This window comes from Streptomyces sp. FXJ1.172 (assembly GCF_001636945.3).
Taxonomy (GTDB): Bacteria; Actinomycetota; Actinomycetes; order Streptomycetales; family Streptomycetaceae; genus Streptomyces.
In genome coordinates this window covers 8,845,402-8,866,578 of record NZ_CP119133.2, presented here as the reverse complement: position 1 = coordinate 8,866,578, position 21,177 = coordinate 8,845,402, and the positions used below count along the sequence as shown (strand labels likewise).

Sequence of the window (21,177 nt, the reverse complement as noted above, 5' to 3'; positions counted from 1 at the left end):
GCGACTCTCGCGACCGAATCTAAGACAGATGTGAGAGCCAGGACATGCGTCCGTGGGCTCCGTCATGGAGCGCCAGGGCCTTGGGTCGGGATCCTCAAGCGGAAGAGCGCGCCGCCGCCGGGTGCGTGCTCGGCCGTGAGGTCGGCATGGTGCGCACGGGCGATCTGCCGGGCCATGGCCAGCCCGAGGCCGGAACCCGGCAGGGCCCGTGCCGAGCGGGCTCGGTAGAAACGGTCGAAGACATGGGGCAGGTCCTCCTCCGCGATCCCTGGACCGTGGTCACGGACGACCACCTCCAGATGCCCCGCCGGAGCGGTCAGCCGCACTTCTACCGGGAGGCCCGGTGGGCTGTACTTCGCCGCGTTGTCCAGCAGACTCGACAGCAGGCGCGACAGCCGGGCAGGCACTCCCGCGACCGTGCTGGTGCGTGCCTGTGGGGCGACGCAGAGGGCGAAGGTCATGTCCGGCCAGTGGTCGCGGGCGGCGTCGGCGGCGTGGACGACGACATCCGCGAGGCGTACGTCCTCGATCAGTGGGTCCGGCTCCTCCTCGCGTGCCAGCTCGATCAGGTCGTTGACCAGGACGGTGACCTCGCGCAGCTGCCGGGCCAGCGCGGCGGCCGCGCGTTCGCGCTGGGCATCGGTGAGCTGTGCGGAGCGCACGAGCAGCTCGGCGTTCGTGCGCAACGAGGTGAGCGGAGTGCGCAGTTCGTGCGAGGCGTCGGCGACCAGGCGGCGCTGAGCCGTGACGGACTTCTCCAGCTCGTCGAGCATGGTGTTGAAGGAGGCGGCGAGCCTGGTGATCTCGTCCTCGCGGCCCGCCCGCTCCGCCGGCAGTTCGATGCGGTGCCGGGCATCCCGGGTGGTGGCGATGCGTTCGGCCGTGGCGGTGAGCCGGCTGACGGGGGCCAGGCCGGTACGCGCGACCCAGGAGCCGAGGGCACCGGCCAGTACCACGCCGATCGCCCCGACGACGCCGAGCAGCCCGGCGGCCCGCCGCACCCCCTGGTCGACCGTGTCGGAGCGCACGGCGACCTGGAGGGCACGCCCCGTGCCCAACGGAGTGGTGAGCATGCGAGCGGGGTGTCCCGCCAACGTCAGCCTGCTGTAGTACGGGCCCCGGATCCCGGCGGCGACCTCACGGGTGGCGGGGCCGACCGGAAGCAGATACGGCTTGGCGGGGTCGTCGCCGGCCCGGACGGGGACCAGCTGTGCGCACGCCGGCGCGGCGAGGTAGCGGCATTCGCCCTGCACCACGCCCAGAGGCTCGTGCCGGTACTGCTGGGCGGCCAGCCGGGCGGACTGGGTCAGGTGCAGATCGAGCTGGTGGAGCAGCTGCTGGCGGATCACCAGAAACGCTGCCCCGCACACGGCGACGACCACGACCGCCACGGCCACCGAGGCCGCCATGGTCAAGCGGGTGCGCAGCGGACGGCGTCGCAGCCACCGATCGTGTCGGCCGGTGTCCCGCGGCTCCCGGCTCCGTCGCACCCCCGTCATGGCAGGTCCAGCCGGTAACCGACACCGTGCACCGTGTGCACGAGCCGGGGTTCACCGCCGGCTTCCAGCTTCCGCCGCAGATACCGGACGTATACGGCCAGTGAGTTGGACTCCGGGCCGAAGTCGCGACCCCACACGCGCTGCTGGATCGTCGCCCGCGGCAGCACCTGACCGGGGTGCTGCAACAGCAGTTCCAGCAAGAGGAACTCCGTGCGGCTGAACTCGATGCGGCGCACACCGCGCCGTCCCGTCCTGGCGGCCGGATCCACCACGAGGTCGGCGAAGGACAGATGTGCCTCCCCTTCTGGCGCGGCGGCGGCGGTGCGGCGGAGCAGCGCGCGGATCCGTGCCAGCAACTCGTCCAGCGCGAAAGGCTTGACGAGGTAGTCGTCGGCCCCCGCGTCGAGGCCGTCCACGCGCTCGCTCACCGAGCCCAGGGCCGTCAGCACCAGCACCGGAGTGCGGTCGCCCAGGGCACGGAGCCGGCGGCAGACCGCCAGCCCGTCCAGGCCGGGCATCACCACGTCAAGCACGACGGCGTCGGGCCCCCAGTCGGCAAGCGCAGCCAATGCTGCCAGGCCGTCCTGAACCCCGCGCACCTCGTAGCCCTCCACGGCGAGCCCGTCCGCCAAGGCGTACCGCACCTCGGGATCGTCCTCCACCACCAGGATCTTCGATGCCTTCACGCACCCGCCACCACCGCTCACGGGAGACAGCCTGCCAAAACAGGCCGCCGGCGCACGAACTCGGCGTGCCGCAGGCGTCGCCACGACGTACACCTCGCAGCCCTGTCCAGCGGTGCTCGACGCGCGTGTTTCGTGCAGTGGCCCGCGCGGATCGTGCAGGAATTCACGCGGACGTCATTCGCATACTCGGTGGCTCAAGGGACCGATGCGACCGGATGACACGCGGAGGCAGAGTTCAATGCGGACGTTCGTCTACACATCCCACCCCTCCCGGGTGGTCTTCGGCGCCGGCACGGTCGGGCGCCTTGCCGAGGAGGTCGAGCGGCTCGGCTGCTCCCGGGTGCTGCTGCTGTCCGGCGGGCACCTCGCGGCGGCCTCCGCGCGGGCCCGTCACGCGCTCGGGGGCCTGCTGGCGGCGGAGTTCGACGGCGCGGCCATGCACACCCCGGTGGAGGTGACGGAACAGGCTCTCGAGGTCGTCAGGGAGTCCGGCGTGGACGGCATCGTCGCCGTCGGGGGCGGCTCGACCACGGGCCTGTCGAAGGCGCTGGCCCTGCGCACGGGGCTGCCGCAGGTGATCCTGCCGACCACGTACGCCGGCTCGGAAGTGACCCCCGTCCTGGGCGAGACCCGGGACGGACGCAAGGTCACCCGGTCGTCTCCGGAGATCCTGCCCGAGACGGTCGTCTACGACGTCGACTTCACCCTCTCCCTGCCGGTGTCCCTGACGGTGACGAGCGGCGTCAACGCGCTCGCCCACGCTGTCGAGGCCCTGTACTCCGAGGAGGCGAACCCGGTCACCGATCAACAGGCCCTCGACGCGGTCTCCCGCATCGCCCGGGCGCTGCCCCGCCTCGCCGCCGACCCGGCCGACGTGGACGCGCGCGCCGACCTGCTGCACGCGGCCTGGCTCGCCGGGACCTGTCTCGCCACGGTGGGCATGGGCCTGCACCACAAGCTGTGCCACACCCTCGGCGGGAGCTTCGGTCTCCCGCACGCCGAGACGCACACCGTCGTGCTGCCGCACGCCATGGCCTACAACGCGCCCGCGGTGCCCGGTGTGATGCGCCGTATCGCCGACGCCCTGGGCGTGCCCGACGCCCCCGGCGGGGTGTACGACCTGATCGCCTCCCTGGGCGGTCCCACCTCGCTGCGCGCCCTGGGCATGCCGGAGTCCGGCCTCGCCCGCGCGGCCGAGCTGGCCACCTCGACGCCGTACCCGAACCCGCGCGAGCTGACCACCGACGGCATCGCGGAGCTGCTGGCCGGCGCCTGGCGCGGGCGCCGGCCCGAAGGTCCCCCTGCCACGGAGACCGAGCTGGCCCGTCTCACCGAACAGGTCGTGGCCAGCTTCGCGCAGGCGCCCGACCCGCGCGTGCGCACCTTGCTGAGCGACCTGGTCCGGCATCTGCACACCTTCGTCGCGACCAACGACGTCACCCAGGCCGAATGGCAGTACGCCATCGACTTCCTCACCCGCACCGGAGAGATCTGCAGCCCGTCCCGGCAGGAGTTCGTGCTGCTGTCGGACACGCTCGGCGTCTCCAGCGCCGTGGATCTGCTCACCAACTCCCGTACGCCGCACACCACTCCGTCCGCGGTGCTCGGTCCCTTCTACGTCGAGGGCCCGCCCGACACCCCGCACGGCGGCGACATCTCCGGAGAGCTGCCCGGCATCCCGCTCTGGGTGGACGTGCGGATCACGGACACCGCCGGTGAACCGGTCGAGGACGCGGTCGTGGACGTGTGGCAGTCCAACGAGGACGGCTTCTACGACGTCCAACTCCCGGATCTGGAGGGGCCGGTGCTGCGTGGGCGACTGCGCACCGGCATCGAGGGCCGGCTCACGTTCTGGTCCATCCTGCCCTCGGAGTACCCGATCCCCGAGGACGGGCCGGTCGGGCAGCTGCTCAAGGCGTCCGGACGCCACCCCTTCCGGGCACCGCACCTCCACTTCATGGTCGACGCGCCCGGTCACCGCCGGCTCATCACGCAGCTGTTCGTGTCCGGCGGCGCCTACCTGGACAGCGACACCGTCTTCGGCGTCAAGGACGACCTGGTCGTCGACTTCGAACCGCAGACCGGCCCCACCCCCGACGGCCGCCCGGTCGACGGCGAATGGCGCCGGCTCACCTACACCTTCCGTCTCGCCCCCCTGGCCGGATGACCGAGGAGCGCCCACCCATGACCACCACCGACACGCAACGCACGTACGACACCGATGTCCTCGTCGTGGGCAGCGGACCCGCCGGCGGCTCGGCCGCACTGCTGCTGGCCACCTACGGCATCCGCACCCTGCTGGTGACGAAGTACGGCTGGCTGGCCAACACGCCCCGGGCCCACATCACCAACCAGCGCACCATGGAGGTCCTGCGCGACCTGGGAGTGGAGTCCGAGGCACTGGCCGCCGGCAGTCCGTCCCACCTGATGGGCGACACGGTGCTGTGCACCGCGCTGACCGGGCAGGAGATCGGCCGCATCCGCAGCTGGGGCACGGGGCCCGCGTCGGCCGCCGAATACGCCTCGAAGAGCCCCTGCCAGATGATCGACCTGCCGCAGACCTATCTGGAGCCGATCCTGGCGAACAACGCGGCGGCCCGAGGGGCCAAGGTGCGTTTCGACACCGAGTTCCTCAGCTTCACCCAGGACGACAGCGGCGTCACCGCACTGCTGCGCGACCGGGTCCGCGGCGACGAGTTCACCGTACGGGCCCGCTACCTGATCGGCGCGGACGGCGGGCGCAGCGCGGTCGCCGAGCAGCTCGGCCTCCCCTTCGACGGCCGTATGGCCAAGGCCGGGAGCATGAACATCGTCTTCAAGGCCGACCTCGCCCGGTACTGCGCCCACCGGCCGAGCGTCCTGTACTGGGTGCTGCAGCCCGGGGCGGAGACCGGTGGCATCGGCATGGGCCTGGTCCGCATGGTGCGTCCGTGGAACGAGTGGCTGCTGGTGTGGGGGTACGACATCGAGCAGCCGCCGCCGGAGGTGGACGAGGAGTCGGCGCGGCAGATCGTGCGTGACCTCGTCGGTGACCCCGGCCTGCCGGTGGAGATCACCTCGACCTCGCTGTGGACGGTCAACCACAGTTCCGCCTCGGCGTTCTCGTCCGGGAGGGTCTTCTGTGCGGGCGACGCGGTGCACCGTCATCCGCCGTCCAACGGGCTCGGCTCCAACACCTCCATCCAGGACTCCTACAACCTGGCCTGGAAGCTCGCCATGGTGATCCGTGGCGAAGCCGGCCCCGCACTGCTCGACAGCTACTCCGCCGAACGGGCCCCCGTCGGACGGCAGATCGTCGAACGGGCCAACCTCAGCCGCGACCAGTTCGGCCCGATCTTCGACGTGCTCGGCATCGGTGGTGGCGGCGACCACGAAGCCATCGCCGAGGGACTCACGGCGATCGGCGCGCCGACGCCCGAGGGCGCCAAGAAACGACGCCTGCTCGAAGAGGCGATCCAGCTCAAGAACTACGAGTTCAACGCGCACGGCGTCGAGATGAACCAGCGCTATGTCTCCTCCGCGGTGCTTCCCGAGGACGGACCGGCCGAAGTCTGGGAGCAGGACCGGGAGTTGGTGGCCCAGCCGACCACCCGGCCCGGCGCGAAACTGCCGCACGCCTGGCTGGTCGACGCCCAGGGCGGGCGTCTGTCCACGCTGGACGTCGTCGGCGGCGGCATCTTCACCGTGCTGACCGGCCTGTCGGGCGGCGTGTGGGAGTCGGCCGCGGCCGCGTGCCGGGCGGACCTCGGCGTCCCGCTGCGGGTGGTGCGCATCGGGGACGACAACTCCCGTGACGCGTACGGCGAATGGAGCCGGGTCGGTGAGATCGCCGAGGACGGCGTGCTGCTGGTGCGCCCGGACGGCCACGTCGCCTGGCGCCGCGCCACCGCCCCGGTGAGCGCGCAGTCGGCCCAGGACGAGCTGCTCGGCGTTCTGCGCCGGGTGCTGTCCCGGTAGGAGAGAACGAGATGGACAAGGTGATGGCCACGGCCGCGGAGGCCCTGGCGGACGTGACGGACGGACGGTCGTTCGCCGTCGGCGGCTTCGGGCTGAGCGGCGTCCCCGAGGTCCTCATCGGCGCCCTGTACGAGAGCGGCGCGAGCGGCCTGGCGGTGGTGTCGAACAACTGCGGCGTCGACGGCCGTGGCCTCGGCGTCCTGCTGGCCGCGGGCCGCATCGCCCGGGTGACGGGCTCGTACATCGGCGAGAACAAGGAGTTCGCCCGCCAGTACCTCACGGGCGAGCTGGAGGTCGAACTGACTCCGCAGGGCACGCTCGCCGAGCGACTGCGGGCGGGCGGGTCGGGGATCCCCGCCTTCTACACCCCGGCCGGCGTCGGCACGCAGGTCGCCGAGGGCGGACTGCCGTGGCGCTATGCGGCTGGGGGCACCTCCCGGACGGAGTCTGGGGGAGGTTCGGTCGCCGTGGCCTCGCCGCCCAAGGAGGTGCGGACCTTCGGCGGCGTGGACCACATCCTGGAGCACGCCATCACCACGGACTACGCGCTGGTCAGAGCGGCGCGTGGAGACCGCCACGGCAACCTCGTCTTCCGCCGCGCGGCGCGCAACTTCAACCCGCTGGCCGCCATGGCCGGGCGCATCACCGTGGCCGAGGTGGAGGAGCTGGTCGAGCCGGGCGTACTCGGCCCCGATGAGATCCATCTGCCGGGCGTGTTCGTGCAGCGCGTCGTCGCGCTGACCCCCGAGCAGGCCGCCGACAAGGCGATCGAGAAGAGAACGGTGCGCGAGCGATGAGCTGGACCAGGGACGAGATGGCGGCGCGCGCCGCCGGCGAACTGCGGGACGGCGACTACGTCAACCTGGGCATCGGGCTGCCCACCCGCGTGGCCGACTTCCTGCCCCTGGACGTCGACGTAATCCTGCACTCGGAGAACGGGCTGCTGGGTGTGGGGCCCTACCCGTCGCCCGACGAGGTCGACGCCGACCTCATCAACGCGGGCAAGGAAACCGTGACGGTACGGCCGGGGGCGTCCTTCTTCGACTCCTCGCTGTCCTTCGGCATGATCCGCGGCGGCCACATCGACACCGCCATCCTGGGCGCGCTGCAGGTCTCGGTCCGCGGCGACCTCGCCAACTGGTCGGTCCCCGGAAGGATGATCAAGGGAATGGGCGGTGCGATGGACCTCGTCCACGGCGCGGGCCGGGTCGTCGTGCTCATGGAGCACCTGACGAAGGACGGCACCTCCAAGATCGTCCAGGAGTGCACGCTCCCGCTCACGGGCCGTGGCTGCGTGGACCGGATCATCACCGACCTGTGCGTCCTCGACGTGACCCCGCGCGGGCTCGAACTCGTCGAGACCGCCCCGGGTGTGACGGCCGATCAGGTCGCGGCCCGCACTCCCGTGACGATCCCTCGTGAGAAGCCTGCTGGGAGCAACCGATGATCGAGCGACCGCGTGACGTGTACGTCGTCGATGCCGTCCGTACCCCCTTCGGCCGCTACGGCGGCGCCCTCGCCGGCGTACGCCCGGACGACCTGGTCGCCGGCGTGCTGCGCGCCCTGGTCGACCGCAGCCCCGGCCTGGACCCCGCGCGCATCGACGACGTACTGCTGGGCAACGCCAACGGCGCGGGCGAGGAGAACCGGGACGTCGCCCGCATGGCCGTCCTGCTCGCCGGACTCCCGGTCACCGTGCCCGGCGCCACGGTCAACCGGCTGTGCGGTTCCGGTATGGAGGCCGTCATCCAGGCCGCCCGCGCGATCGCGCTCGGTGACGCGTCCATCGCGGTGGCGGGCGGTGTCGAGTCCATGAGCCGCGCGCCCTGGGTGCTGCCGAAGCCGGAGCGGGCCTTCCCGGCGAAGGACCAGCAGCTGTACTCGACGACGCTCGGCTGGCGGATGGTGAACCCGCGGATGCCCGCCGAGTGGACGATCCCGCTCGGCGAGAGCGCGGAACTCGTCGGCGCCAAGTACGCCGTCACCCGGGCGGCGCAGGACGCGTTCGCCCTGGCGAGCCACCGTAACGCCGCCCGCGCCTGGCGTGAGGGCCGGTACGCGGGAGAGGTCGTCCCCGTCGAGGGCGTGGACCTGACCCGCGACGAAGGCATCCGGGACGACACCTCCCTCGAGGCCCTCGCCCGGCTGAGACCGGCCTTCACCGCGGACGGCACGATCACGGCCGGCAACGCCTCACCGCTCAACGACGGGGCGGCCGCGCTGCTGCTCGCCGACGAAATCGGACTCGCCGCGATCGGGCGCGAACCCCTGGCCCGGGTCCGGGCGGCCGCGGTGACGGGCATCGAACCGCAGTACTTCGGACTGGGCCCGGTCGACGCCATCCGCAAGGTACTCGCCAAGGCGGCGGTCGCTCCCGGCGATCTGCACACGACCGAGCTGAACGAGGCCTACGCGGCACAGGCGCTGGCCTGCCTGGCCGCACTGCCGGAGCTGGACCCCGAGGTGGTCAACCCGCGCGGCGGCGCCATCGCCATCGGCCACCCGCTGGGCGCGTCGGGCGCCCGCATCACCGGAGCGGTCGCCCACCAGCTGGCCGCCGCGGGCACCGGCACGGGCCTGGCGGCACTGTGCATCGGCGTGGGCCAGGGACTGGCCCTGGTACTGGAGCGCTGAGGGAAGGCCGTAAGAGGCGGGGAGGGCCTCCTCAGCCGGACCGGCGCAGCGCGGCCGGGGTGGTGCCCAGCCGGGCACGCATCACCCGGGTGAGATGCTCCTGATGGGAGAAGCCACAGGCGGCGGCCACCTCCGCGATCGGGGCCGAGCCGGTGCGCAGCATCCGGCAGGCGGCCTCCAGACGGAAGGTGAGCAGGAACTGGTGGGGCGAGCGGCCGGTACTCGCCCGGAACCTCCGCGTGAACTGGCTCGGACTCAGCGAGGCCGAGGCGGCGAGGTCCGCGATCGGCAGCGGTTCGGCCAGGCGCTGCCGCATCAGCTCACGGACGGCGCCGAGCTGCCTGTCGGACAGCCCGGACCGGTCGGGCGGGGGTGCGGTCGCGCGGGCACCGTGACGGCGTGCGAGCTGGGCGGCGAGCATACCGGTCAGGTGGTCGGTGTACGTGCGGGCCGAGGGTTCCCAGGAGCGGACCGCTCCCTCCAGCGCGAGCATGAGCTGTTCGGCGAGTGGATCGCTGACCCCGAGTTTCTCGGACAGTTCCACGGGCCGCCCGCCGTTCGCGTCGCGCAGGGCGTCGTCCGTGAGGTACGCGTGGATCGTCTCCAGCCGCCCGCCGAGTTCGACGGCGAGAGCGCGGCCGGCCGGCTGCAGGAAGAGCCCACCGGCCGGGATCATCCGTGACCGCCCGTCCGCGCCCTGCCCCCGCCGTACGGTGACGGGCCCGCTGAGGTGCAGGATCAGCAGGTGGGTGGGAGCCGGATCGAACGCCGCGCGGTAGGGCTGCTCCTCCTGCATGGAGAGGTACAGCCGCTCCCATCCAAGCCCTGAGCTGGTGTTCCGCGTCCGCACGCCGGGCTGCCGGAGCATGCCGACCGTGTCCGCCAGGCCGAGTTCCGCCATGCTGCGACCTCCTCACGGCACATTTAATTGAATAGTAAACCAGATCTGGGCGATCGAGAAGCGCCCGGATCGCGCGGCGGTCACCGGACCTCGTTGACGTCGAGGCCGCGCTCGACGCCGTGCGGGACGACGTTCTGCCCGGGCCCGAGGTGCAGGCGGGTGCCGTCGAACGTCCGGCTCTCGCCGGGGCGCAGTCGCCTCTCGTCGATGTCGGCGCGCGGGACGTACCAGCGCGGGGCGAATCCGGATTCGCAGAGCACGACAGGGTGCCGGGAGCGGGCGATCACGGCGCCACCGGCACGGACTTCCAGCATGCGGGAGGTGTCGCGGATGTCGATGCGGTGGTACGGGTCCGCGACGTGCCCCAGGATGCGTTCGTCCTCCTCGCAGAAGGACGTCCATCGCCCGCCAGGCGAACGCGACACGACCCTGGAGGTCGGCGGCGTGCTCGGGCAGTGCGGTGAACTCCCAGGCGGCGTGTTCGGTGGCGCGGTCGCCGGCCCGCACCGTGTACCAGACCGTGTCGCCGAGGCCCTTGTGGTGCGGTGGGTGACCCTGCCGCTCGGGGCGAGGAGCTGCTTGTCGATGTCCTCGCGAGAAAAGCAGGCGACCGGGTAGCGGCCCGGTTCATACAGGAGGACGGCGCTCCCGCTGTCAGCGATCCAGGCGTCATTGAACTTCACGCGCACACGGCGGCGCAGTCGCTCGGCGAACACGAGGCGCTCGGGCAGGGGTTCGGGGGTGAGGAAGTGCCCGACGCCCGGGCCGCCCGCAGCCGCCGCGTCAGACGAGGACGCGGGCGAGGAAGCCGCGGATGTGCCCGGCGATGGTCTCGAGATGGCTCTCCAGGGCGAAGTGCCCGGAGGGGAGCAGATGGATCTCGGCGTCGGGCAGATCCCGACTGAACGCCTTGGCGCCCTCGGGGCCGAAGATCGCGTCGTTCGCTCCCCAGACAGCCAGCAGCGGGACCTGGGAATCACGGAAGTACTGGTGGACCCTCGGGTAGAGGTCCACATTGGTGGTGTAGTCGCGGAACAGCTTGAGCTGGATCTCGTCGTTTCCGGGGCGGTCCAGCAGCGCCTGGTCGTGGACCCAGTTGTCGGGGCTGACCAAGCTGGGGTCGCCGACTCCGTTCACGTACTGCCACCGGGTGATCTCGGGGGTCAGGGCTCCCCGCATGGGGGTCTCGGTGTCCGGCCCTGGGGCCTTGGCGTAGGCGAAGACGCCGTCCCAGAAGGGCTTGATGAAGCCTTCTTCGTAGGCGTTGCCGTTCTGCGTGATGATCGCGGTGATGCGGTCGGGGCTCTCGAGCGCGAGACGCCAGCCGATGGGGGCGCCGTAGTCCTGCACGTACATCGCGAACCGGTCGGCACCCAACTGCTGCAGCAGGCACGAAGTGATCTCGGCGAGGGCATCGAAGGTGTACGGGAAGTCCGCCAGGGCGGGCATGGCGGACTGGCCGAACCCGATGTGGTCGGGAGCGATCACGTGGTAGCGGTCGGCAAGCGCCGGGATGAGGTGCCGGAACATGTGCGAGCTGGTCGGGAAGCCGTGCAGGAGGACGACCACGGGTGCCTTCGGGTCGCCGGCCTCCCGGTAGAAGACATCGAGACCGTTGACGGTGGCCGTGCGGTGGTGGACTGCGGAGAACATACCCCTAACCTTTCTCACAACCTTCAACAGTTACAAGCCCAGTCGAGCACGGACGAACTAACCTGTCAAGCTGAATTTACTGGTTAGATCGACGCGCCCGCGGAGCGGTCGACGGAATCGCGGTGGCACCGGCACACGAATAGGATCTTTCCGAGCGCATGACGCACAGCGTCATGAGGGTCACTCCCCGGCCGCCATCCGCAGGAGGTCCGCCATGGCGACGCTGCTCTCCGTCAACGTGGGGCTGCCCAAGGACGTCTCCTGGCAGGGAAGGACCGTCCACACCGGAGCCTGGAAGTCCCCCGTGTCCGGCCCCCGGATGGTGCGACGGCTGAACATCGACGGCGATGGCCAAGGAGACCTGGCCGGGCACGGTGGCGACATACGCGCTGTCCTCGTCTACCAGCTGCAGTCCTACCAGTACTGGCGAAGGCACCTCGGTCGCGAGGACCTCACCTTCGGGATCTTCGGCGAGAACTTCACCGTCGACGGGCTGCCGGACGACGAAGTGTGCATCGGCGACCGGTACCGCATCGGCGAGGCCGAATTCGAAGTCACCCAGCCGCGGGTCACCTGTTACCGCGTCGGCATGCGCCTGGGCGAACCGGCCATGGCCTCCCTGATGGTCGCCCACCACCGCCCCGGCTTCTACCTGCGTGTCCTGACCGAAGGACGCGTCGAGGCCGGCGACCGCATCACCCTGATCCGCAAAGGACCCGAAGAACTGAGCGTCGCCGACAGCGACGCACTGCTCTACCTCCCCGACCGCGACCCGGCGAAGCTGCGCAGAGCACTGAACATCCCCGCTCTCAGCCCTGGATGGCAGCGGTCCTTCCGTGAACTCGCCGCCGCCCGTCCCCCCGCACAGGAGCCGGGATGGCCACGCGAACGCAGCGGCACCCAGCAGCCCAGAGAGGAGCCGGGATGGCCGGGCTTCAAGACCATGCGCGTCGCTCGCATCGTCCCCGAGACACCCACCGTCTCGTCGATCTACCTCGACACCACCGACGACACTCCCCTGCCCGCGGCCCGTGCCGGCCAGTACCTCTCCATCCGTCTCGCCGTCGGCGACACCGGCCCCGCAGTGCGCAGCTACTCCCTGTCCTCCGTACCCACAGCCGGCACCTACCGCATCAGCGTCAAACGCGAGGACCGTGGAAAGGTCAGCAGCTACATCCACGACGCGCTCCGCCCCGGCGACCTCGTGAACATCGCCAGCCCTCGCGGAACGTTCGTCCTCGAGGAAGGTACCCGCCCTGTCGTCCTCCTCTCCGCGGGGATCGGCGCCACCCCCGTGCTCGCCATGCTCCATCACCTCGCCGCCGCACAAGACCCGCGCCCCGTCTGGTGGATCCACGTCGCCCACGACCGCGCCCAGCACGCCTTCGCGGACGAGGCCCACGCGCTTCTGGCCCAACTCCCCGACGCGCACGAGCAGATCTACTACACCGCCGAAGGCGCCCCACAACCCGACGCGCGCCACATCGTCCAGGGTCGCCCGACCGCCTCATCGCTCGCGGCCATGGACCTTCCCACCGATGCCGACGCCTACCTATGCGGACCGCCCGTCTTCATGGACGAGTTCGGCGGTCATCTGCGCGACCACGGTCTCAGCCCCGAGCGGATCCACACGGAACAGTTCAGTGCGCTGCCGGCCATCAATCCCGGCGTGACGCCCACTGCCGCCGTCCGGCCGCACCAGCCACCCGGCCCACCGGGCACCGGCCCCCTCATCACCTTCGCCCGCAGCGGCGTCACCACCCCGTGGTCGCCCTCTCATACGTCTCTCCTGGACCTGGCCGAAGCCTGCGACATCCCCACCCGCTGGTCCTGCCGCACCGGGGTCTGTCACACCTGCATCACCCACCTGGTGTCAGGCGACGTCGCCTACACCACTGCGCCTCTCGAACTTCCCGAGTCCGGCACCGTACTCGTCTGCTGCAGCGAGCCGGCCACCGACGTCGTCCTCGATCTGTAAGCAGGCATCTGATCGGATCAGCTGGCCGGTGTCGGCTTCGGGGCGGCCTCGGGTGTCGAGGCAGCCCCGGCGGGCGAAACCGGCCTGGCCGTCGAAGAGCGCCGTGCGAGTGTCCGGCTCTCCCCTCATGCTGGAGATGAGGGGGGTGGGACAGCGGAGGAAGTGGTGAAGATGCGGACCGTTGTCGACCTCACACGCTGCCAGGGCTATGCCCAGTGTGTGTTCCTCGCGCCCGAGGTGTTCGAGCTGCACGGCGAGGAGGGGCTGCTGTACGCCACGGCCGTCCCCGACGACCAGGTCGAGCGCGTCCGCCAGGCCGCGGCGGCGTGCCCGGTGCAGGCCATCCTCCTCGGGGAAGAGGTGAGCACCGGTGCCCGGTGACCTGAAGGACGGCCGTATCGTCATCGTCGGTGCGTCGCTGGCCGGGCTGAGGGCTGCGGAGGGGCTGCGCGAGGAGGGCTTCACCGGCTCGCTGACCGTGGTCGGGGACGAGCCCCATCCGCCCTACGACCGACCGCCGCTGTCCAAGCAGGTGCTGCTCGGCCAGGCGACGGCGGAGACCACCGGACTGCCGATGCGTCGGGACCCGGACGCCGAGTGGCGGCTGGGCGTACGGGCCACGGGCCTTGATCTGCTGGCGAAACAGGTGCTGCTGGAGGACGCGGAGTCACTGCCGTACGACCGGCTGCTGATCGCCACCGGAACCCGTGCGCGGCCTTGGCCCAACCCGGATGAGGCCGCCCTGGACGGGGTGTTCACTCTGCGCACGCGTGAGGACGCAGGGGGGCTGGCCGAGCGGCTGGCCGCCGGCCCGGAGCGGGTACTGGTGATCGGTGCCGGTTTCACCGGCTCGGAGATCGCCTCGGCCTGTCGGGAACTCGGGCTGCAGGTCACAGTGGCCGAACGCGGCTCCGCACCCCTGGTGGGCGCCCTCGGCGGCACCCTCTCCAAGCTCGCGGCCGTCATGCAGCGCAACCATGGCGTGGACCTGCGCACCGGGGTGACGGTCACCGCCCTGCGCGGGAACGGCAGCTTGACCGGTGCGGAGTTGTCCGACGGCAGCCGCGTCGACGCCGACGTGTGCGTCGTGGCCCTGGGGGCGATCCGCAACGTCGAGTGGCTGGCGGAGTCCGGGCTGGCGGCGGGCCCGCGCGGGATCGCGTGCGACGCCGGGTGCCGGGCCTTCACCATGTACGGGATCGTCACGGACGACGTCTTCGTGGCCGGCGACGTCTCCCGCTTCCCCCACCCGCTGTTCGGCTACCAGATGCTCTCCCTGGAGCACTGGGGGAACGCGGTGGAGCAGGCGGAGGTGGCGGCCCACAACATGGTCAACCCGGGGGCCCTGCAGCGCCCGCACCTGACCATCCCGACGTTCTGGTCGACCCAGTTCGGGCTCAACATCAAGTCGGTCGGCGTGCCCACCTACTCCGACCACGTGGTCATCGCCCAGGGCTCTCTCGAGGCACGCAGGCTGGCGATGGTCTACGGCTACCAAGGGCGGGTCACGGCCGCGGTCACCGTCGACATGGCGAAGTCCCTCGACTACTACCGGCACTTGATCGAGACGGCCGCTCCGTTCCCGCCGCCGCCCGGTGCCGCGGACCGGGCGATCGCGGCCGACATCCCGATCCCCTCTCTCGTGCCGGATCCGTCGGTGCTGTCCCACGGCCCGACCGTAGCGCTCACCGGCTACCTCCCCGATCGCCGGTTGACGGTTCTGTAACGCACCGGCCGTCCACGTCCTGCCCGACCACGAGGAGCCACCATGGACTCCGAGAACCTGCTGGCACGGATCACCGACTACGCCAGCCGCCCCCATCCCTACCCGCTGTACGCGGAACTCCGCGAAGCCGGTCCCGTGGTGCGGCAGGCCGGCGGCAGCCACCTGATCGGCACGTACCACGAGATCGCCGCCCTGCTCCACGACCCGCGGATGAGTGCCGATCCCCGCACCCGCGGCGACGTGATCCACAAGCCGCCGTTCCTGCGGCTCGACGACCCCGAGCACCACAGGCTGCGCGCGCTGGCCATGCGGCCGTTCGGGCCGCCGCACAGTCCCGGTCGTGTCGACGGCATGCGCGGCGAGATCGACCGGATCACCAAGGACCTGACGGAATCCTTCGAGGCGGGCCGCCGGATCGACATCGTCGACGACTTCGCCTACCCGCTGCCCGTCACCGTGATCTGTCGCCTGCTCGGCGTTCCCCGCGAGGACGAGCCGCTGTTCCGGGCCTGGTCCGACGCGATCGTCACGGCCGCGGATGTCAGGCCCGACGAGGACACCACCGGGACGCACAAGGCGGGCGACCAGGCGCGGGTCGAGATGGGCGGGTACCTGGTGAACCTCGCAGAACAGCGCCGCGGCAAGCCGAGCGAGGACATGCTCTCCGCCTTCGTCAACGAGCCGGACCCGGCTCTGCGGCTCACCCAGGAGGAACTCGCCGAAACCGCGGTACTGCTCCTCATCGCCGGACACGAGACCACGGTCAACCTCATCACCAACGGCGTGCTCACCTTCCTGCGCCAGCCCGAACAGCTGGACCACCTGCGCCGTGAACCCGGCCTGCTGCCGCGAGCGGTGGAGGAACTGCTGCGCTACGAACCCCCGGTCCACATGCGCGAGCGCATCACGCACGCCGACATCGACGTCGCCGGCACCAGGATCCCCCGAGGCACGTCCGTCATCCTGGTGCTGGCCTCGGGCAACCGCGACCCCGTGCGGTTCCACGAGCCGGACCGGTTCGACCCCACCCGCCCGGACAACCAGCACCTCGGCTTCGGCAGCGGTATCCACCTCTGCTACGGCGCACCCCTCGCCCGCATCGAGGCCATGTCCGCGCTCGGCGCGCTGCTCCCCCACCTCGGCACCGCCGGCCTGGTCGAGGACCCGCCCCCCTACCGCCAGAACGCCATGCTCCGCGGGCCTCGTCACCTGCCCATCCAGCTATGAGCGTCGTGTCCACCACCGTCACCTGAACCTGCGGCAGGCAGCATGACTTCTACTCCGCAGGCAGCGGGGCGTGCCACTCCAGCACGGTGCCGCCACCGTCCGCACCGGTGACCTCGAGCAGTCCGCCGAGCTGTTCCGCCCGCTCGGCCATGTTCCGCAGCCCGCTGCGGCGGCCGTCGCCCGGGATACCCACGCCGTTGTCCGACACCCTCAGGCGTACCTCGCGGCCGTCGGTCGTCAATGCCACGTCCGCGCGCTCGGCGTGCGCGTGCCGGGCGATGTTGGTCAGCGCCTCGGAGAGCACGGCCACCACATGGTCGGCGAATTCGCGCGGCACATCGGTGTCGAGCAGGCCCTCCATCCGCACGCTGGGCGGGAAGCCCAGCACCTGCGCGGCCTCGCCGGCCATCTGGACGACCCTGGCACGCAGTCCGCCGCCGACGGCGTTCTCGCGGGTCCGCAGGCCGAAGATCGTCGACCTGATGATCTTGATGGTCTCGTCCAGGTCGTCCACGGCCCGCTGCACCCGCTCGGCGGCCTCCGGGTGCTCGATGAAGCGGCCGGCACTCTGCAGGGTCATGCCGGTGGCGAACAGCCGCTGGATGGCCAGGTCGTGCAGATCACGGGCGATCCGGTCACGGTCCTGAAGCACCGCGATCCGCTGGGCGTCCCGTCGGCGCTCTGCCAGTTCCATCGCGATCGCCGCCTGCGCGGCGAACCCCAGCAGCGTCTCCGTCTCCTTGCCCGAGTACACCGGCCGTCCGGCCTCACGGGCCAGCAGCACCACCCCGCGCACACCGTCCTCGCCGGTCCCGATGGGGACGGCCACGGCGGCGCCGAGCCCCTCGAAGCGCGGGGGGGCGGTGGACACCCGCTCGTCGTGGGCGACGTCGTCACTGATGACCAGGGCGGCGCCGGAGAACGCCAGACCCATCAGTGTGCGTTCCAAGGGCAGCACCAGCCCCCGGTGCGCCTCCGCGTCCACTCCGACGGCGATCTCCACACTGAGCATCCCACTGTCCGCCAAGGGCACCGCGACCGCGGCGAGGGCGGAGCCGGAGATCTCCCGGGCGCGTTCGGCGATCAGATCCAGTGCCTCGGCGGGACCGCTGCCGGACAGCAGACTGTGGGTGATCTCCGCGTTCGCCCTCAGCCAGCGCTCGCGCAGACGGGAGTCCTCGTACAGACGGGCGTTGTCGATGGCGATGCCGGCGGCGACGGCCAGTGTGGCCAGCACCGACTCGTCCTCCTCGTCGAACGCGAGCCCGCCGCGCTTCTCGGTCAGGTACAGGTTGCCGAAGACCTGGTCGCGGACCCGGATCGGAACGCCGAGGAAGCTGTTCATCGGTGGGTGATGGGCCGGGAAACCGTACGAGGCCGGGTGCTGGGAGAGCTTTTCCAGGCGCAGGGGTTCCGGGTGCCGGATCAGCTCGCCGAGGATGCCGTGGCCCTCGGGCAGGGAACCGATCTCGGCGACCTGCTCATCGGTGACACCGACGGTGTGGAAGGCCGACAGGGTCCTGCCGTCCGGCCCGATGACACCGAGCGCCGCGTACCCGGCGTCCACCAGGGTCGCGGCGGCCTCGACGATGGAGCGCAGCGCCTGTTCCAGGTCCAGCTCCCGGCCGACGGCGAGGACCGCCCCCAGCAGGCTGTGCACACGGTCCCGGGTGCCGCGGACAGCATCGATCCGCGACTGCAGCTCCCCCAGCAGCTCGTCGAGCTTCAACTGCGGCAGCAGATCACGGAGATCCTCGGGAGTTCCCACCATGCTCCTCCCGGTCCATCAGCTTCGCGGACCCGGCGCCGGCGGGTCGTCTCCACGGTATCCCGCTCCGGCCAGGGGCGGTATGCGAACGGCGGCAACCGGCCAGCCTGCCGGGACTGCCTTCCCGCCCGCTCCGGCGGCGGGGCCGATCGGCCCGGCCGACGGGACCGTGGGCACCTCCCGGGCCGTCCGATGCCGGCGGACGCTGGAGTGGTACGCAGCCGCACGGCCGAGGAGTCCCGCCATGCTCCGTCACGGGAACGTCTTCCGGAACAGCTTCCGCCCTCGGCCGGACCGACAGCGGGGACAGAAGGTGACCGGGGACAGCAGGTGAGCGGAGACAGCAGGTGAGCGGAGACCAGCCATGATCCAGTACAACGAGCCCGTGCTGCGCAGCCTCGAGCTGGACCGTGTCGAGGCGTTGCGACTGCTGGGCAGCGTGTCCCTGGGAAGGGTCGTCTTCACCCGCGGGGCCCTGCCGACCGTCCGCCCGGTCCAGCACGTTCTGGACGACGGTGACATCGTCATCCGCACCGACGAGGGCGCGGCGCTCACCTCGCACGCCGGGCAGGACGCCGGTTCCGGCGTGGTGGTCGCCTTCGAGGCCGACGCCATCGACCCCGTCACCCACCTGGGCTGGAGCGTGGTGGTCACGGGGTACGCCCGCCTTGTCACCGATCCTCGGGAACTGGCTCGGATCCGGTCTCTGCTGTGCCCGTGGGCACCACAGCAGGGCACGGACCACGCGGTCCGCATCCGTCCGGAACTGGTCTCGGGCGTCCTGCTCACCGGCGAGGACACCGTTCCGGGCGGGCGCCGGGGCCCGGCCGGCGGCCGGTGAGTGGCGAGCGGCCGCTGCGTCGGCGGCAGACCCCGGCCGACGGTGCTGCCCGGGGACACGGTGCTATCGAGGAACACCGATCCGTCGCCCGGTCACCGTGTGCGGCTCGATCCGCACCCATACGTCGCGCGAGCTGCCCGCCCAAGGCGTGCTGTACGCCTGTTCGCTGAACCGGCGCCTGTCCCTGTCGTCCGTCACGACCCGGGCGCAGCCACGGACCAGCACGCTCCAGCCCTGGCTGAACGCGTCGTCGATCCGGTCGACCTCGAACGCCACCTGGTGCCCGCAGGAGAACGAGGGGGTCACGCCGTCGGCGGTCCGGAAGACGATCGCCCCGTCGACGATGCTGTAGTTGACCGGCACGATCACCGGCCCCGTGCCCGTCGGCACCGCAAGGCGGCCCACTCCGTGCGACCCCAGCAGGGCGTGGCACTCGCAGAGTCCCAGATCGGCGAACCGGGGCTCCCGTACCGCGTGTCCGAGGCCGGGCGACAGGTCCACGGCGCCACCCGTGGCCGCGCCCGGCTTCGTCTGTTGTTCGGTCATGGTTCGCTCGTCCTTCCGGATCGGGCCGCGGGAACGGCGACTTCCGCATGCTGCTCGCCGCCGAGCACCACCTTGAGCGCGCCGGTCTCGGCGGCCTTGGCGAAGACGTCGTACGCCTCTTCCATCTGCTCCAGCGGGAAGGTGTGGGTGACCAGTTGCCCGGTGGGCAGCCGGCCGGCGGCGGCCATCCGCAGCAGGGTCGGGGTGGAGTAGGTGTCCACCAGGCCCGTCGTGATCGTCACGTCCTTGATCCAGAGGTCTTCGAGGTGCAGCGTGGCCGGCCTGCCGTGCACGCCGATGTTGGCCACATGGCCGCCCGGGCGGACCATACGCGTGCACAGCTCGAAGCTGTCGGGGACGCCGACCGCCTCCATGACCACGTCGGCGCCGAGCCCGTCGGTCAGGTCGGCGACCAGTTGGGCGGGGCCCTCCCGGACGTCCGCGACCGCGTCGGCGCCCAGCCGGTGGGCCGCTTCCAGCCGCGCCGGGGCCAGGTCCACGGCGATGATCCGCTCGGGCGAGAACAGCCGGGATGTGACGACGGCGGCCAGCCCGATGGGCCCGGCGCCGACGACGACCACGGTGTCTCCGGGACGAACCTGCCCGTTGAGGACGCCCACCTCGTAGGCGGTCGGGAAGATGTCCGCGAGCAGGACCGCGTCCTCGCTGCGGACGGCACCTGGCAGCGGGTGGACGGACAGGTCGGCGTAGGGCACGCGGACGTACTCGGCCTGGGTGCCGTCGATCAGATGGCCGAGGATCCAGCCCCCGCCGCCCCGGCACTGGCCGTAGGTGCGCTCCCGGCAGAAGCGGCACCGTCCGCAGGAGGTGATGCAGGACATCAGTACCCGGTCCCCGGGCCGTACGGTGCGCACGTCGCTGCCGACCTCGACGATCTCACCGACCGCCTCGTGACCGAGGACCGTCCCGGGGCGCACCTCGGGCACGTCGCCCTTGAGGATGTGCAGATCCGTGCCGCAGATCGTCACGATGCCGACGCTCATGATCGCGTCGGTCGGCTCCTTGATGCCCGGGTCCGGCACGTCCCGCCAGGACGCCTGTCCGGGACCGTGGAAGACGAAGCCCTTCATGGCATTCCTCACCCTCTTCGGTCGGCCCGTCGCGGGACCGGCGGCTTCCGGCACGGGCCGGAAGCCGCCCCACATGTTCAGCTTCGCCAGTGCGCGAACCGTTCCGCTTGGGCCGACCGGCCCCCACACCCGGCCGGACGGCGGCGCCCACGGGCACCCACGGGCCCGTGCCGGCGGCACGGGTGCCCCGGACGGACCGGTGACCAGGGCCGGTCGGCCCTACCCGACGGGCCGGTGTCCCCGGTTCGATCTCCTCATGGCCGAGAACCACACGCCGCGGGTGACCGGAGGACACAGCGATCCGGTATCGGCCGTGGCCCACCATGGAGCCTGCGGAACGACGGTCGTGACCCTACGGGGCGAGATAGACATGCTGACGGCGCCCGCTCTGTCGGCACGGCTCGACATGCTCACCGCCGCATCGCACTTCGACCTGGTGCTGGATCTGCGTACGGTCGCGTTCATCGACTGCGCCGGGCTGGGCGTCCTGTGCCGCGCACGCAACCGGGTGCACGCCGGGCAGGGCCGGCTGCGGCTGGTCACCGGCGACACGAGCTTCTTGCACCTCCTGCGTGTCACGGGGCTGCGGAACGTCTTCGAAGTGCACCCGCAACTCCCCCGGCCCTTGCCGCAGCCCGACGTCTCCCCCACCAGGCCATGAGGCGGTGCG

General features: G+C 71.4%; 19 protein-coding genes and 1 pseudogene. 11 read left to right on the top strand and 9 right to left on the bottom strand.

The window, feature by feature from the left end:
• Positions 1 to 62: 62 nt before the first annotated feature.
• Positions 63 to 1,499, bottom strand: a complete 1,437-nt coding sequence (locus tag A6P39_RS39880; RefSeq protein WP_067038815.1) for a sensor histidine kinase — start codon at positions 1,497 to 1,499, stop codon at positions 63 to 65.
• Entirely contained in the window at positions 1,496 to 2,185 is a 690-nt protein-coding gene (locus A6P39_RS39875) for a response regulator transcription factor (RefSeq protein ID WP_079133048.1), read from the bottom strand. Before A6P39_RS39875 ends, A6P39_RS39880 begins: the two co-directional genes overlap by 4 nt.
• 238 nt (positions 2,186 to 2,423) lie before the next feature.
• On the opposite strand from A6P39_RS39875, the gene A6P39_RS39870 reads away from it, so the two are divergent.
• From A6P39_RS39870 to A6P39_RS39850, 5 genes are read left to right on the top strand one after another with little or no spacing between them, the layout of a single operon-like run.
• Positions 2,424 to 4,352, top strand: coding sequence for a maleylacetate reductase and hydroxyquinol 1,2-dioxygenase domain-containing protein (locus A6P39_RS39870; protein ID WP_067038816.1), 1,929 nt, complete (start codon positions 2,424 to 2,426; stop codon positions 4,350 to 4,352).
• A 17-nt stretch (positions 4,353 to 4,369) separates the two neighbouring features.
• Positions 4,370 to 6,142 carry an FAD-dependent oxidoreductase gene (locus A6P39_RS39865; protein ID WP_067038819.1) on the top strand — a complete coding sequence of 591 codons (1,773 nt, stop codon included), beginning with the start codon at positions 4,370 to 4,372 and terminating at the stop codon, positions 6,140 to 6,142.
• Between the two features lie 11 nt (positions 6,143 to 6,153).
• Positions 6,154 to 6,939: a CoA transferase subunit A gene (locus A6P39_RS39860; protein ID WP_067038821.1), complete on the top strand. Its 786-nt coding sequence runs from the start codon at positions 6,154 to 6,156 to the stop codon at positions 6,937 to 6,939.
• Positions 6,936 to 7,589: a CoA transferase subunit B gene (locus tag A6P39_RS39855; protein WP_067038823.1), complete on the top strand. Its 654-nt coding sequence runs from the start codon at positions 6,936 to 6,938 to the stop codon at positions 7,587 to 7,589. Before A6P39_RS39860 ends, A6P39_RS39855 begins: the two co-directional genes overlap by 4 nt.
• Positions 7,586 to 8,776 (top strand): thiolase family protein, encoded by a 1,191-nt coding sequence (locus A6P39_RS39850; protein ID WP_067038825.1) that lies wholly within the window; start codon positions 7,586 to 7,588, stop codon positions 8,774 to 8,776. The genes A6P39_RS39855 and A6P39_RS39850 overlap by 4 nt, the downstream gene beginning before the upstream one ends.
• A 31-nt stretch (positions 8,777 to 8,807) precedes the next feature.
• Here A6P39_RS39850 and A6P39_RS39845 read toward each other — a convergent pair whose 3' ends face one another.
• The 4 genes and pseudogenes from A6P39_RS39845 to A6P39_RS39835 all read right to left on the bottom strand — a co-directional run bounded on the left by A6P39_RS39845 (position 8,808) and on the right by A6P39_RS39835 (position 11,330).
• Complete coding sequence (locus tag A6P39_RS39845) at positions 8,808 to 9,677, bottom strand: helix-turn-helix domain-containing protein (RefSeq protein WP_067038827.1); 870 nt, start codon at positions 9,675 to 9,677, stop codon at positions 8,808 to 8,810.
• An 80-nt stretch (positions 9,678 to 9,757) separates the two neighbouring features.
• Positions 9,758 to 10,102, bottom strand: a complete 345-nt coding sequence (locus A6P39_RS39840) for a DUF427 domain-containing protein (RefSeq protein ID WP_234378676.1) — start codon at positions 10,100 to 10,102, stop codon at positions 9,758 to 9,760.
• 111 nt (positions 10,103 to 10,213) lie between these two features.
• Positions 10,214 to 10,360: pseudogene (locus A6P39_RS45675) on the bottom strand (DUF427 domain-containing protein); the annotation flags it as partial.
• Between the two features lie 100 nt (positions 10,361 to 10,460).
• Positions 10,461 to 11,330, bottom strand: coding sequence for an alpha/beta fold hydrolase (locus A6P39_RS39835; RefSeq protein WP_067038828.1), 870 nt, complete (start codon positions 11,328 to 11,330; stop codon positions 10,461 to 10,463).
• Positions 11,331 to 11,544: 214 nt separating this feature from the next.
• Here A6P39_RS39835 and A6P39_RS39830 point away from each other — a divergent pair, with 214 nt between their 5' ends.
• The 4 genes from A6P39_RS39830 (at position 11,545) to A6P39_RS39815 (ending at position 16,261) form a co-directional block, all read left to right on the top strand.
• Positions 11,545 to 13,308: an MOSC and FAD-binding oxidoreductase domain-containing protein gene (locus tag A6P39_RS39830; RefSeq protein WP_067038829.1), complete on the top strand. Its 1,764-nt coding sequence runs from the start codon at positions 11,545 to 11,547 to the stop codon at positions 13,306 to 13,308.
• Between the two features lie 171 nt (positions 13,309 to 13,479).
• Entirely contained in the window at positions 13,480 to 13,689 is a 210-nt protein-coding gene (locus tag A6P39_RS39825; protein WP_030176846.1) for a ferredoxin, read from the top strand.
• Entirely contained in the window at positions 13,679 to 15,034 is a 1,356-nt protein-coding gene (locus A6P39_RS39820) for an NAD(P)/FAD-dependent oxidoreductase (RefSeq protein WP_067038830.1), read from the top strand. Before A6P39_RS39825 ends, A6P39_RS39820 begins: the two co-directional genes overlap by 11 nt.
• A 42-nt stretch (positions 15,035 to 15,076) precedes the next feature.
• Positions 15,077 to 16,261: a cytochrome P450 gene (locus tag A6P39_RS39815; RefSeq protein ID WP_067038831.1), complete on the top strand. Its 1,185-nt coding sequence runs from the start codon at positions 15,077 to 15,079 to the stop codon at positions 16,259 to 16,261.
• A 49-nt stretch (positions 16,262 to 16,310) separates the two neighbouring features.
• Here A6P39_RS39815 and A6P39_RS39810 read toward each other — a convergent pair whose 3' ends face one another.
• Entirely contained in the window at positions 16,311 to 18,032 is a 1,722-nt protein-coding gene (locus A6P39_RS39810; RefSeq protein WP_107304180.1) for a sensor histidine kinase, read from the bottom strand.
• A 361-nt stretch (positions 18,033 to 18,393) separates the two neighbouring features.
• Between A6P39_RS39810 and A6P39_RS39805 the strand changes: the two genes are divergently transcribed.
• Positions 18,394 to 18,870 carry a pyridoxamine 5'-phosphate oxidase family protein gene (locus A6P39_RS39805; protein ID WP_067038832.1) on the top strand — a complete coding sequence of 159 codons (477 nt, stop codon included), beginning with the start codon at positions 18,394 to 18,396 and terminating at the stop codon, positions 18,868 to 18,870.
• Between the two features lie 63 nt (positions 18,871 to 18,933).
• Here A6P39_RS39805 and A6P39_RS39800 read toward each other — a convergent pair whose 3' ends face one another.
• Together A6P39_RS39800 and A6P39_RS39795 are read right to left on the bottom strand one after the other, a co-directional pair.
• Positions 18,934 to 19,416, bottom strand: coding sequence for a pyridoxamine 5'-phosphate oxidase family protein (locus tag A6P39_RS39800; protein ID WP_067038833.1), 483 nt, complete (start codon positions 19,414 to 19,416; stop codon positions 18,934 to 18,936).
• Positions 19,413 to 20,507, bottom strand: coding sequence for a zinc-dependent alcohol dehydrogenase family protein (locus A6P39_RS39795; RefSeq protein WP_067038834.1), 1,095 nt, complete (start codon positions 20,505 to 20,507; stop codon positions 19,413 to 19,415). The genes A6P39_RS39800 and A6P39_RS39795 overlap by 4 nt, the downstream gene beginning before the upstream one ends.
• Positions 20,508 to 20,763: 256 nt before the next feature.
• Between A6P39_RS39795 and A6P39_RS39790 the strand changes: the two genes are divergently transcribed.
• Positions 20,764 to 21,168, top strand: a complete 405-nt coding sequence (locus tag A6P39_RS39790; RefSeq protein ID WP_067038907.1) for an STAS domain-containing protein — start codon at positions 20,764 to 20,766, stop codon at positions 21,166 to 21,168.
• Positions 21,169 to 21,177: the final 9 nt, after the last annotated feature.